The 13483-nt window shown below is 38.8% G+C and carries 11 protein-coding genes; 3 read left to right on the top strand and 8 right to left on the bottom strand.

All coding sequences use genetic code 11. The features are described from left to right. Nucleotides 1–896, top strand: an 896-nt coding sequence (locus BM179_RS25375) for a glycoside hydrolase family 19 protein (RefSeq protein ID WP_177219434.1), incomplete at its 5' end; no start/stop codon positions are given. Continuing rightward, nucleotides 893–1654, top strand: coding sequence for an SH3 domain-containing protein (locus BM179_RS17155; RefSeq protein ID WP_092018381.1), 762 nt, complete (start codon nucleotides 893–895; stop codon nucleotides 1652–1654). The genes BM179_RS25375 and BM179_RS17155, both read left to right, overlap by 4 nt. Before the next feature lie 271 nt (nucleotides 1655–1925). On the opposite strand, the gene BM179_RS17150 is transcribed toward BM179_RS17155, so the two are convergent. The 5 genes from BM179_RS17150 to BM179_RS17130 all read right to left on the bottom strand — a co-directional run bounded on the left by BM179_RS17150 (nucleotide 1926) and on the right by BM179_RS17130 (nucleotide 8291). Next, nucleotides 1926–2948 (bottom strand): hypothetical protein, encoded by a 1023-nt coding sequence (locus BM179_RS17150; protein WP_092018380.1) that lies wholly within the window; start codon nucleotides 2946–2948, stop codon nucleotides 1926–1928. Nucleotides 2949–3010: 62 nt separating this feature from the next. Further along, nucleotides 3011–4246, bottom strand: coding sequence for an MFS transporter (locus BM179_RS17145; protein ID WP_092018379.1), 1236 nt, complete (start codon nucleotides 4244–4246; stop codon nucleotides 3011–3013). Between the two features lie 214 nt (nucleotides 4247–4460). After that, nucleotides 4461–5753 (bottom strand): rod shape-determining protein RodA, encoded by a 1293-nt coding sequence (gene rodA / locus BM179_RS17140; RefSeq protein ID WP_092018378.1) that lies wholly within the window; start codon nucleotides 5751–5753, stop codon nucleotides 4461–4463. A 19-nt stretch (nucleotides 5754–5772) separates the two neighbouring features. After that, nucleotides 5773–7713, bottom strand: coding sequence for a penicillin-binding transpeptidase domain-containing protein (locus BM179_RS17135; RefSeq protein ID WP_229632972.1), 1941 nt, complete (start codon nucleotides 7711–7713; stop codon nucleotides 5773–5775). A gap of 362 nt (nucleotides 7714–8075) precedes the next feature. Then, complete coding sequence (locus tag BM179_RS17130; protein ID WP_092018376.1) at nucleotides 8076–8291, bottom strand: AtpZ/AtpI family protein; 216 nt, start codon at nucleotides 8289–8291, stop codon at nucleotides 8076–8078. A 219-nt stretch (nucleotides 8292–8510) separates the two neighbouring features. On the opposite strand from BM179_RS17130, the gene porW reads away from it, so the two are divergent. Continuing rightward, nucleotides 8511–10649, top strand: coding sequence for a type IX secretion system periplasmic lipoprotein PorW/SprE (gene porW, locus BM179_RS17125; protein WP_092018375.1), 2139 nt, complete (start codon nucleotides 8511–8513; stop codon nucleotides 10647–10649). 80 nt (nucleotides 10650–10729) lie between these two features. Here the strand turns inward: porW and BM179_RS17120 are convergent, their stop codons facing one another. The 3 genes from BM179_RS17120 to BM179_RS17110 form a co-directional block, all read right to left on the bottom strand. Next, nucleotides 10730–11446, bottom strand: coding sequence for an SDR family oxidoreductase (locus BM179_RS17120; RefSeq protein WP_092018374.1), 717 nt, complete (start codon nucleotides 11444–11446; stop codon nucleotides 10730–10732). A 68-nt stretch (nucleotides 11447–11514) separates the two neighbouring features. Beyond that, a complete protein-coding gene (locus BM179_RS17115) occupies nucleotides 11515–11928 on the bottom strand; it encodes a hypothetical protein (protein WP_229632971.1) in 414 nt (137 codons plus the stop codon). 29 nt (nucleotides 11929–11957) lie between these two features. Then, entirely contained in the window at nucleotides 11958–13187 is a 1230-nt protein-coding gene (locus BM179_RS17110) for a sulfite oxidase (RefSeq protein WP_092018372.1), read from the bottom strand. Between the last annotated feature and the right edge of the window lie 296 nt (nucleotides 13188–13483).

Below are 13483 nucleotides of genomic sequence, written 5' to 3'. Positions count from 1 at the left end.
GCAATATAGTATTGAATGTAAATGTATTGGATAAAGCAGAGAAGGACAAGAAAATAGAGGCTGTTTGGGGGTATTTGGGTGATGGGGATAAAACCCAGGAAGACCATCAAGCTACCTTTCCGGTTACAGGTACTCAATTACATGAAACATTTCCGGACACACCACAAGACAGATGTGATGAGGTGGCTGCTTTGTTGAACAAATATTCAGATAAGTTTGAGATAAATACTCCACTAAGGATGGCTCATTTCCTGGGGCAGGTAGGTCATGAAACTGGAGAATTTAAAGGTAACAGTTTCAAGGAAGGGACTTGCTATAGCGAAACAGGAAAATGGTCAATATGGTTTAATCAAACATGGAAGGAGGCTCCTTATGATAGAGCATCGTGTAGTGATGTTAATGTAGGTCATGAGAAAAATAATTGGAATACTTTATCTGATGTTCCTAAAAAATACAGGTGTGGGGCTGGTGAGATTTCAGCAAAAGAAGCTGGTAAAAACTTATTTTGTTATGTGTACAGATGTGAAGGAGGGAATGGAGGGGAAGCTAGTTGTGATGGATATACATATAGGGGGCATGGCTTCTTACATTTAACATGGAAAAAACAATATAAAGAATTTGATGATTGGCTTTATGCTCAGGGAATGGGTAGAGATTACAAAAAAGTGGTGTCAGATCCAGATGAAGCCTTTGATGATATGGAAATCTCTTGTCTATCTGGTATGTGGTATTGGAAATTAAATGATGGAAATAAAGCTTCAGATGAAGCCATACCTAGTAATGAGAATTTTGATGAAAAGTTTAAACTTGTTTCAAAGGTAGTCAACACAAAAGCCGAGAACAATGAAAACAGAAAGAGAATATTTACAAACGCATATAATGTCTTAAAAAAATGAATAAGATTTGGATACTATGTTTGCTGATTGTTACAAAAGGTACAGCACAAATACAACAAGATAAAGCTTCAAATAGAAAAAATAAAACAGTATTAACTGCAAATAAATTTCTAGAAGGATATGCATGGGTTTATGAAAGAAATGATAATTTTCCTAATGCTGATCAAAGCATCTGGATATATAATGAAAATAGATTATATAATATTGAGAATGAGAAAATTCCCAAGAAACCAATTAGCTTTTATTGTTTTTTCGAACGAAGTCCTTTTCGGTATATAGATTCTGTTAAAAATGATGTTTATATTCCTATTCCCAAAGATTCGATTTTTTTGGATTTGAAAATAAATCCAATAGGGAATAACAACCTTTTCGTTACTGAGGATGCTGATACGATTCCAAATCCAAATATTGAGAATCAACATGGAACGATGTCCTATTCATTTGTAATTAGTATGCCAAATCATATTGAAACGAATAGGACTTGGCTTCCGTCCCCTACAACGATTGGTGGAATAACACGTATCTTAGAACCTCCCCAGTCTGTCCAAGATTTTATTAGATACCTACGTAGAGATAAAATGGATAAGATAAGCAACAATAAAGTTATCATTAATAAATCCCCCGGGAAACCATCCCAAATGTACCTCCTCAAAGGTGATGAAGTAGAGATTTTAGAAACCCAAGATGATTGGCTAAAAATCCGATACTATGGCTCGAAAACCATCGAAGGCTGGATAAAGAAAAACGATGTAGAATAGCTATAATAAAGCAGGCTGGAAGGCTTGCTTTTCTTTTTGGTAGATCATTCCCCTCATCTGTCCGCATAAATGAGTAAATCGCAAGCAACATCGAAAATATCTTCCGGGAATAATAAACAGATAAGGGTTTACCCCGCTTGATTCAAAACATTTTTTGCTATTGCTTTATAACTGCCAATGAGTATAATTTTCAATTCCCAAAAAATCGGCTTAAACCTAAATATCCCTTTTCCAGGATTTTGCATAAGACAAATACTTATTCAAAATCCTTTTAATGCATCATCACGAGCTCCAGACTTGTCCAGACAATCTCTCCCATTGTTTTGCATTTCAAAAACTTCTTGTCTCCATAGAAATCAGCCAGTTCCTTTCTGAGCTGGTCGATATTCTCAGGCAATGATATTTCATCTTTAGCCATTACGTCCATTAAATCATATGTCCGCTGGCTTTCCACCCTTAGTCTTCCGGACATTAAGGCTCTTTCTTCATACTGATATTGCTTTACCGACTCCGGCGTCATGTATTTCATTCCCAGCTCTATCAGCGGATTATTCTGTTTAAAATACTGTGGCATATAAACAGATCTCTTGGCTTCATAACTTTGCTGATCGAAATCAATTGCTCTGATCCGGTAATAAGTTTCCTCAAAATCAGGAGTAGTAACTATAACAAAATTGGAAGAGTGCATATCTCCCAGCAATTGTACAAAACAGCGCTCGTTGAATTTAATAAACTCTTTTGCCAACCTGATAGGATTCAGATCAGGGGCGGTCAGATTTGATTTGAAAAACTGATCTCCCGGTATTCCGGCAATATGTTCTTCTATAAGCGTTTCCCGGTTGGTGATATAACTGATACGATTTGGAGAAAGAATATGTTCAAGTTCCAGGCCATACACCCTGGATGCATCAGCTCTTTTGATATAGAAATAGTCAAAATTGTCATTCACCCGGTTAACAATCCTGATTCTGAAAGGTTGGGTATTGCCATAAGAACAAATATCCACTCTGTCAACAGTAAGGTGTTTGATTACCTTTTCATCTCCGTCAGTCTTTAAATCGGCATAAATTGTTTTTAATGCCTCATAAATCTCTTCAATTTCTGAAGGAGAGTAGAAAACGGTTTCCCATAAAGTATCATTCCCTTTTTTGTCATACAAAGAAATCGTATTCTCGAAACGCTTCAGATCCTCATATTGAATTGGTAACGGAAACTCACGGTTGTATTTCATCAAATACTTACGGAGTTGATTATTAATTCTGAACGGTATTTTTTTCTTTGTAATAAGGGCCATTTCAAACAGTTTACTGAAAAAATAAAAAGGCTCTCTGCGCCTTGAAATCAGGATTACGATAATTATTCCAGGTAATCGAGGTCTTTTGTAAAAGTTTCATCCAGTTTAGTGGTAGCCCAAAGTGCTGAAAAGCAACAAACCACCCCTACTACCATGGCGGCATTTACAATACCTATTTGTGGTATTAATGCTTTAAAACCTATGGTGATAGGAATCAGTGCTCCCCGAACGAAATTAGGTACCGTGGTGGTAACAGTGGCTCTCAGGTTTGTACCAAATTGTTCTGAAGCCATCGTTACGAAAACCGCCCAGTATCCTCCAAAGAAGCCCAGCATTAAGCATATGATGTAAAAAATGTCAGAAGAAACTCCGTTACAGAGATACAGATAACAGACAATAAAAAAGAAGCAGATCCCGACAAATATATAGACGGTCTTTTTCCTGCTTCGTAACAGCTGACTTATTAAACCACTTAAAAAGTCCCCGATTGAAAGACCTATATACGTGTACATGATCGTTTTATTCCCGAGAATCGGTTCTCCTGTTATACCTAACGCTTTACTAAGTTCAGGAGCGGCAAGAATCAGAATACCGACAACACACCAGACAGGTAAGCCTATCAAAATGCAGTAAATGTATTTTTTAAATCGCTCTGTATTGGTAAAAAGACTTATAAAATCTCCTTTGGAAACATCTTCTTTTACATTCTTAAAAAGTACAGATTCGAACGTTCCGACACGCAAAACCAGCAACGCCAGCCCCATTGCTCCTCCGATAAAATAGGAAATCCTCCACCATTCTGGGTCAGGACTTAAACCGGCAATGATTGCGGCAGTCACAGCTCCCAATGCCCCGACTCCTGCGATAAACAAAGCACCAATTCCTCTTTTTTCTCTGGGCAGAGATTCATTAACGAGTGTTATCCCGGCACCTAATTCTCCTGCCAGCCCTATTCCTGCTAAAAATCTGAGAATTGCATAGGTAGTAAGGTCATGTACAAATCCATTGGCAACATTGGCAAGTGAATACAGGAGAATGGAGCCAAACAATACCGATTTTCTTCCTTTTTTGTCGCCCCAGATCCCCCAGATTATGCCTCCTAACAGCATACCTGCCATCTGGATATTCAACAGATTTAAACCTTGCGACAATTGTTGTTCTTTGGATAGTCCTAAACTGGCCAGACTTTGGTTTCTTACCACGCCAAATAATATCAGGTCATATACATCTACAAAGTAGCCCAGGGAGGCTACTGCAATAAGAATTTTAGTGTTTCGTGAGATAGAAGTTTCAGTCATTTTCAAAGAAAAAAGAGTTAGAAACTGAATTTACTTCGTTTTAATGAATCCTGATACAATTTTCGGAAAAATAATACCCTGATGATCACCTGAGGAGTTTTGATATGGGAGAAATGAAGTATTGCCCCTTCGAAACACAGCAAAAGATTATCCTGATATTGAAAATCAATTGCTGTGCACCAAAAAGCTCATTTATTACCGGAAAACCTGTTTACTACCAACGGGCCAGCATTTGAGAACGCTGAGAATCCAGTTTGAGGAAGATAAATAACAAGATTGAAAAAGACCAGAGAGAAGACCCTCCGTAGCTAAAGAAAGGCAATGGGATTCCGATTACGGGCATTAAGCCAATGGTCATCCCCAGATTTACCAAAAAGTGGAAGAAAATAATGGAAGCCACCCCATAACCGTATACTCTGGCAAACCTCGACTTCTGTCGGTCTGCCAGATAAACCAGTCTGAGCAAAAGTGCTATAAACAAGGAAATAACAAAAATGCTTCCCAGGAATCCATGCTCCTCTCCAATGGTACAGAAAATAAAATCTGTACTTTGTTCGGGTACAAAATCGAATTTAGTCTGTGTTCCTTCAAGAAAACCTTTTCCCAATAAACCACCGGAGCCAATCGCAATTTTAGATTGTGTTACGTGATAACCAACCCCTTTTCTATCGATAGTCGGGTCGATGAGTACTTTAATACGATTGCGCTGGTGTTCTTTTAGAACATCCTCTATCACAAAATCAACAGCAAAAACCAGTGCCATCATTCCGGCAATAATAACCCCTAAAAGAACTGCATTTCTGACGGTTCTTTCGTAACGTGGCTGTATCAGAATAATGATTCCGGCCAATATCAGCAATCCTATAAAAATATACAGAGACTCTACTAAAAGAGCCAGAATGAACAAAGTAATCAGCGTCAGTAAAATAGCCGGATAAATCCCCGGAAGGCCTTCTCTGTATAGCACAATCATTAAAGAAGCAAAGACCAGAGCTGATCCTGTTTCGTTTGAAGCAATAATCAATAATGGAGGAACTGCGACAATTAAAGCCACATTGAACTGGTCTCTGAAACGGGTTAAATTTACAAGAGGGGTACTGATATACCTTGCCAGTGCCAGTACTGTGGCCATCTTGGCAAATTCGGCGGGTTGCAGGGAAAAACCTCCGATTTTAAACCAGGAGTGAGAACCGTTAATTGTCGCCCCGAAAAGAATTACGCCTATCAGCAGTAAAATAAAGAAACCATATATGAAAAAGGCAAAAGTCTCATAAAACCTGTAGTCTATTACCAATATTGAGATAATCAGCAATATAGTGGTACCAATCCAGATAATCTGCTTTCCGGCATTGGTATCATAAAATTCCTTATCAAAAACCCACAGCGGATGTTCCGGGTCATACACGGCTGCATAAATGTTAGACCATCCTACTCCTACACAAATTAAAAATAAAAGGACAGTCACCCAATCCAGGTTTCTCGATATTTGTTGCTCTTCTCTTGCCAAAATTTACTGTATGAAAATTTTATTGTTTTTTTGTTTCCGGATTGCCGGGTAATAGTACAAGCGGTACTGGTTTGTCAACCTTTTTAGGGTAATAATTCCCCTTAAAGATGTCCAGGTTTCTGATTCCGTCTTTTAAAGATTTATACATTTGGATCTTCAGAGAATCAACTCTCGATCTCACAGGGCTTCCGGTAGGAATAACATTCGCTTCATAGCTGGTGGCAATAATTTTCTGCTTCATAGCCTCCCTTTCAACCTTACCGGTTAAATATCTTTCTATAATCAATGAGGCAATCGGAGCACTTGCTGACCCCCCGAATCCGGCATTTTCCACAAAAACAGCTACAGCAATTTTGGGATCATCTTTAGGAGCAAAGCAAATAAAAATGGCACTATCCTTTCCTTTTTTGTTTTGGGAAGTTCCTGTCTTACCGCAAACCTGAATTCCCGGAACAATTGCGCCGGTACCTGTTCCATGATTTACCACATCCATCATCCCGTCAATCACCACATTGAAATGCCTTTCAGCCACCCCAACACTTATTTTCTCTTTATATTTAGGGTCAATATTACCGTATGTTCCTATTCCTTTCACCAGATGTGGACGAATATACCAGCCTCTGTTCGCTATGATAGCGGCGACGTTTGCCATTTTCAAAGGACTTACGATTAACTCTCCTTCCCCGATACTTAAAGAGTAGAAATTGGAAAATTTCCAGGTAAACTGACCTTTATAGACTTTGTTATAGTAATCCACGTCCGGTAACTTTCCTCTTTTCTCATTTGGCAAATCAATACCCAGCTCCTGTCCGATTCCAAATTTAGCAACCAGTTCATCCCATTTTCTCAATCCGATTGCCGATTTTTTAAACAGATTGGGTTCATTGTTATTATAAATCATTCGTTTGAAAGTATGATAAAAATAACCATTGCAGGATTGCATAATAGCTCCCCTTAAATTAAGTGCACTATGACCATGACAATGCATCGGAGAGCCGCCATCACCCTGAATTGTATTGGGAGTAATCACACCCATTTGCAAACCAACGAGAGATTGGATTATTTTAAATGTTGATCCGGGACGATAATACGCACTTGGCGGACGATTCAGTAAAGGATTTAAGTTATTTAAGGCAAGTGTGCGGTAATATTTGGAGAAATTACGACCCGACAAGAGAAACGGATCATAAGTTGGTGCTGAAGCCATAGCAATCACCTCTCCGGTTTTAGGCTCAATGGCTACAATACTTCCTACTTTATTTTGCATGAGGCTGTCTGCCAGTTCCTGAACTCCTAAATCCACAGAAGAAATAAGATTTGTTCCGGCTACCGGGTTGATATCAAGCGCTCCGTTTTTATAGGCTCCTTTTTCAACACCATTGCTGTTTACCATCATATATTTCACACCTCTCTGGCCTCTCAAAACATCTTCATATTGCTTTTCAAGTCCGGTCACACCAATATAATCGCCTTGCTGGTAATACTCTTCCTCCTGATTTTCAAGTCTTTCCGGGCTGATTTCGCCAATATATCCAAGGGCATTTGCCATGGTAGGTGCCTGATAAGTTCTTCGGGCATTTGTAGAAAAAGTAAAGCCCGGATAATCTACCAAAGCATCCTGTACTCTCGCAAAATCTTCTTTGGAAAGCTGACGGAGAAAAAGCGAAGGTCTTACTTTTGAGAATCTTTTGGCGATTGTGGTGAGGCTGTCAAAATCCCGTTTCCTGATATCAAAAATCCTGCAAAATCTGAGGGTATCCTGTACTCTGGCTTTTCTGGGTGTGATATACAGATCGTAAACAGGTGTGTTATACACGATTAATTTCTTATTCCGGTCATAGATTTCTCCGCGGAACGGCACCTGAACGACCTTACGAATGGCGTTATTATCCGCAGCTCTTTCATAAGTATCATCCAATACCTGTATAAATAATAGTTTGATGAGAAAGATTAATCCCACCAATATGAAAAATCCTTGAATTACTCGTTTTCTTAACTCGTCCACTACTTCTTAATACGCTACGGGTTACTGGTTAATTTAGGCAATTATACTTTCTGAAATTTTAACGAATGGCTTTCAATATTAAATGCAAAAGAGCGAAAAAATCTTTTCCATCCACCAAAAGGATAAGAAACAATGAGTAAAACCCTATTTTTTTCTCCCTTTTTGTAATTAATACAAAATTTGAATTTTTTCAGAAGATTATCAAGTTATTAGCGAAAGAGTTGTATTATTTTTAGGGCTTACATTGAAGAATTTTTAATAATTGTCATCAGAACCTTTTTCTGGTTTCATCCCTGATCCCGGACTAACCTGATTAGTTATTCTTTGGGAAGGCTTTTAATAAAGAGGTACATCGATCCAAAAATAAAAAGCATAGAACAGGCAATGGTAAACCATGGAGTTTTTGTCTGAAACCATTCATCCAGCTTAAGGCCGAGGTACACTCCTGCACCAATACTCACCAGCATTTGTGTACCTGCTCCCATATATTTCAGGTAGGGGTTCTGATCGGGTTCCTGATTCTTGTTTTCCATATAAAAATCTTTGTAAATGTTCGTTTCAGATCAAAAATCAACGATTATTAACTTAAATTTAAACTTAGTTGTCAATTTAAAGAATTGGCATGGAAACTGATACTAAATTTGCATTAATTTACGTTAGGGTAAACATGACAAATAAATTCCCGGAGGCTTCCGGTTTTAAAATCTTGTTTCGTTCAACCTACCTCTTCTTGTTTCTTACATCAATTTTGGATGAAAAAAATATATTATCTTTTCATTATCAGTATTTTATCAGGAGCTTGCTCTCAATACAGCAATTCCCCTGTTAACGTAGGATTCCACAATCTTAACGCAAAATATAACGCTTACTGGCAAGCTAATCTTTTATTGAAAGAAGCTCAAAAAAAATTATTTGATTCAAGAAACGATAATTACAGCCAGATTCTTCCAATTCTTATTCCTACTGATTCCATTTCTGCCGGATCTGTGAAAACCCAGCTGGATGCCGTTATTAAGAAAGCTTCACTTGTTGCAGAAAGACACCAGAATTCAAAGTGGCTTGACGACAGTTATGTCTTAATTGGTATCGCCCGCTTGCTGAAAGAAGACTTTAAAAATGCAGTAGAAACTTTTAAATATGTCAACACGATCAGTGACGATGATAATGCCAAAGACAAAGGTCTTATCCAGCTTATGCGTGCCTACATTGAGCAGGAAGATTATCAGACTGCCGGACGTGTAGCAGAACTTTTGAGAGAAGAGCCCTTAAACGATGAAAACCTCAGGGATTTCTATATCACGAAAGCTTATCTTCATCAACAGAAAAAAGAATATAAGACCAGTGTCGCAATTTTGGAAGAGACGTTTCCGCTGATGAAGAAAAATGAACAAAAGGCCAGGATTCATTTCGCATGCGGACAAATGTATGAAGTACTCGGAAGCATGGAAAGAGCAATGTATCATTATGATCAGGTTCGGAAAAACCGTCCTTCCTATGACTTAGGTTTCTATGCTAATCTTAACAATTCTCTTCTGAAAGGAACGACAGAAGGTTTCCAGAAACTTTTAAGTGATTCTAAAAATAAAGACCTTCAGGATAAAATTTATGAGGCTATGGCCTCGGTAGAAGAACGTAAAAATAATCCTGACGGAACTTCTAAATACCTGAATGAGTCTATTCGAAAAAATACCAATACGGCTCAGCTTCCATTTATTTACCTGAAACTGGCAGACCTGAATTATGAAAAACTTCAGAACTACGAAATTGCTGCAGCCTATTACGACAGCACGGCTGCTTTAATTCCGCCCAAAGATCCTCAGGCAAAAAAAGTATCTGAAAGAAAAGCTTTCCTGGACGATTATGTGAAACAGGTTACCATCATTAAAACTGAAGATTCTCTTCAGAAATTAGCAAAACTGGACCGGAATGCGCTGGACAAAGCCATTGATAAAATTATCCGTGATAAACAGGCCAAAGAAATTATGGAAATGGCCAAAGCTCAGGAAGTAGTAAACAGAGGACAACAACAACTTGCGGCAAGAAATCCTGCGGATCCTTCACTGCAATCCTTTTACTTTTATAATTCAGTAGCCGTTTTGAAAGGGAAAGGAGAGTTTGTTCAAAAATGGAGTATCCGGCCGCTGGAAGATAACTGGAGAAGAAGAAATAAAGATTCAAATGGTTTTGGAGACGGAAATTCTCTTTCCAATCCGACCGGAGTAGGCCAGCCGGCCAATCTTCAGCCTGTTGCAGATGTAAATGAAGGTAAATTAAAGGCTATGAAACAGGAAATTCTTGCCAAAATCCCTTTTACGCCTGAAACCTTATCAGCGTCTAAAAAGAAACAGGAAGATGCCTATTTTGCTTTGGGAAAGATTTATAAACTCAGCTTAAATCAGCCGAGAAATGCAGTTATTACCTTTGAGAAATTACTGTCGGATTTCCCTAAAACAAGCTATGAGGTTGAAGTGCTGTATTTACTATATCTGCTGAGTGAAGGAAACTCAACCGGTCAGGCATTCTATAAAGAGAAGCTGCTTAATAAATTCCCAGATTCTTATTTTACCAGACTCGTAACCAAAGGTGAGGATTCCCCTTTAAGTTCGGGAAAAGAATCTGAGGCTCAGAAACTTTATGAAGAAGCGTACGAATATTATTCTCAGCAGAATTATACAGATGCATTAAGCTTTATTGATACTGCACTCAAAGAATATCCCAATAATCATCTGGAGGATAAGTTTGTATTCCTTAAGATCTTATTGCTGGGAAAAACCCAGGATTTACAGGCTTATCAAAAAGCACTTGATACATTTCTGAAGAGTTATCCGAAAAGTCCGCTGATTCCAAGAGCGAAGGAAATGGTAACGGCCCTGGAAAAGACTCCGAAATAAGATTTAAAGTAACAAGCGGGAGGTTTCGATGATTTTCGAAACCTCCCGCTTGTTACTTTAAAGACCTGTTCTTATCTGCCTTAATACTCCTGACTCATCGGGTGAATCATCAACTCATCTATTACAACATGTTTAGGAGCCGAAAGTATATAAGTAATCACATCTGCCATATCAGTGTCTTTCAACCAGTCGTTATGTTTTTCATCTCCCTGCGGATCAGTATGAAAATGTGTATCAACCAGCCCTGAATACACGACGGACACTTTAATTCCATATCGGCGGACTTCCTTTCTCAATGCCATTGAGAAAGCATCCTGCGCAAACTTGGAAGAACAGTACAGAGAACCTCCGTCGAATACGCGTTTGGCAACATCAGAAGCAATATTGATAATATGCCCTGACCCGGCAGCTTTCATGGCAGGAATCGCAGCTTTAGAAAAAAGGAATGTCCCTTTAACATTTACGTTATAGACATTTTCCCACTCTTCTTCAGTAACATCTTCGGCGGCCTTAAATACGCCATAACCTGCATTATTGATTACAGCATCCAATTTTCCGAATTTCAAAAGAAGTGTTTCCACAGTTCTTCTGCTTAATTCTGAATCAGAAACATCTCCGACGAAAATTTCAGCCTGTGCTCCGAGCAGTTCAATTTCTGCTTTCAGATTCAATAATTCTATCTCACTTCTGGCCACCAGACCAAGATTTACCTGTTTCTGCGCTAGCATCAGCGCCAATGCACGGCCAATCCCTTTAGAGGCTCCTGTAATTAATACTGTTTTACCTTGTAATGACATTTTGATATTGGTTAATGATTTTAAGACAGAAAGGTTCCTGTAAGTATTTAATTACTGAAAAATCGTAACTATTTTTCCAATTTGTACCATTTAATGTCTTTCAGAGGCGTTCTTCTGGCATTTTGCAGATTTACACCAGGACCATAATATCTGGTCAGATAATCCAGAATGATCGGCTCTGTTTCTCCCAGATCCCATAGTTTCTGTTTCTTTTGCATCCATCTGATCTTCTCTGTCCAGCCTTCACGATTTGCTCTGAACTGGGTAATCAGTTTACTGGAATGGCAGGCGGTACACTGGGCTTTTACCATGTCAATGCCCGGGCCATTAACCAAACCTGTTTCAGGATCAATTCCTTTGGTAGAATCAATTCCTGCAGAATAATGTTTTTCGGGTGGGGAAAGAACTCTGTCAGTTGTTCCAGCATTGATAAAAATCAGTCCCATTCCCGTAAAAATTAATATTGTCAAAAAAGCTTTCATTTTTGAGTTCATTAGATCCTGAGAATTATTTACACAATCTTTACAGCTATTCTGTGGCATGAATTATTGAGATATCCTCCCGGATTCCATGCAGGCATTACCATAGGCTGGCTTATCCCTTCGGAATCTACTGCTCTGGCCCATACTTCATAGTATCCTTTACGGGGAAAAGAAAGCTTAGCAGACCAATGCTGCCATGCTAATCTGTTTTTAGGAGTTCTCAGTTCACACTTCTGCCAGGTGGACCCGAAATCTATCGACACATACATTTCTTTTACAGAAAGGTCACCTGCCCAGGCATGTCCCCGAACGTCTAAAACCTTGCCTTCCTCCAGCATAGCTCCTGAGCGCGGATAGGTAATAAGAGATTTTACCGGCATAGACTCTATAATTTTCATATCCGAATCCGGAACTTTTGCCCCAGGTTCAACAGGATATGATGGAATCCGGTAATGGTTTCCGTCCATTTTTTCCCCATCGTGTACTTTATTACGGATTACGATCTTTTGCAGCCATTTTCCGGACACAGAGGCAGGATAACCCCCTAAAATCAAACGAAGCGGATAACCGTGAATCATTGGTATATCCTGTCCGTTGAGAGCCCAGGCAATCAGACTTTCATCTTCCAGGGCCTTTTTTATAGGAACTCCTCTGGAAATAACCGGCTTGGAAGGGTCTCCGCTCAAATGCACATCTTTTCCATAGTATCCTATATAAACAGCATCTTCCTTAATACCGGCAGCTTCCAGGACATCCCTAAGCCTTACTCCGGTCCATTCAGCACAACTTATTCCTCCTTCTTTCCACTGATTCCCTGAAGTTACCGGGAAAAAACCACTTCTTCCGTTTCCTCCGCATTCCAGCTGAATCTGATAAGTATAGGTTTTAAATTTCTTTTTGAGATCAGCCAGGCTAAAACTTTTTTTGGTTCTGGCTGACTCCCCTTCTATCGTCAGGGTCCAATTCTTAACATCCACACTTTCAGGTGGATTTCCATTATTCCTGATAAAAATTTTATCTGTTGGCGTAACTTCATCATCCAGCAGATGAGCCGGAGTTTCCACATTCCAGGGGCGGTCATTCAGTACAACAAGATCCTTGTGTTTTCCGGCCATTTCAAAAGGCTTTTCTTCACCCAGAATCTTTACCCCGGCAGGGATTTTATCGGCAAAGACGATATCGGTTCCGATTGCTGAAAATAATGCAGTCCCCAAACTCTTTTTTATAAATTCCCTACGGTCTTTCAGGTTTTGTTTCATTTCTTATTTTTATTAAACTTTAACTCATTTTCAATACATCCGGCTGTCGCTTTACCCGGAAAAACAATCACGGCCAAACTTCTCTGCCTGGCATAGTACATCTTCCAAAATTACAAAAAGTACAGACAGCCTTATCATTTCTTATTTGAAAATGCTGTAATTACCTTTAATCCAGGGTTCAAATCATTTCGGATCGAATACTTTTTATTGAATTCAATCGTATTAATAATAATTATCTAAATTTGTAAATCTGCAATTTTCTCAATTAAATATCATACGGGTATCGTCATAAAAAA

Origin of the sequence: Pseudarcicella hirudinis (genome assembly GCF_900115665.1) — a bacterium.
GTDB lineage: Bacteria > Bacteroidota > Bacteroidia > Cytophagales > Spirosomataceae > Pseudarcicella > Pseudarcicella hirudinis.
Note: the sequence above shows the minus strand (reverse complement) of the source record. Positions and strands in the feature narration are given on the sequence as shown.

What these genes read in the sequence shown, in the direction of transcription:
- BM179_RS17155 (WP_092018381.1), top strand. Translation starts at nt 893, where the DNA reads ATGAATAAGATTTGGATACTATGTTTGCTGATTGTTACAAAAGGTACA.
- BM179_RS17150 (WP_092018380.1), bottom strand. Translation starts at nt 2,948, where the DNA reads ATGGCCCTTATTACAAAGAAAAAAATACCGTTCAGAATTAATAATCAA.
- BM179_RS17145 (WP_092018379.1), bottom strand. Translation starts at nt 4,246, where the DNA reads ATGACTGAAACTTCTATCTCACGAAACACTAAAATTCTTATTGCAGTA.
- BM179_RS17130 (WP_092018376.1), bottom strand. Translation starts at nt 8,291, where the DNA reads ATGGAAAACAAGAATCAGGAACCCGATCAGAACCCCTACCTGAAATAT.
- porW (WP_092018375.1), top strand. Translation starts at nt 8,511, where the DNA reads ATGAAAAAAATATATTATCTTTTCATTATCAGTATTTTATCAGGAGCT.
- BM179_RS17120 (WP_092018374.1), bottom strand. Translation starts at nt 11,446, where the DNA reads ATGTCATTACAAGGTAAAACAGTATTAATTACAGGAGCCTCTAAAGGG.
- BM179_RS17115 (WP_229632971.1), bottom strand. Translation starts at nt 11,928, where the DNA reads ATGAAAGCTTTTTTGACAATATTAATTTTTACGGGAATGGGACTGATT.
- BM179_RS17110 (WP_092018372.1), bottom strand. Translation starts at nt 13,187, where the DNA reads ATGAAACAAAACCTGAAAGACCGTAGGGAATTTATAAAAAAGAGTTTG.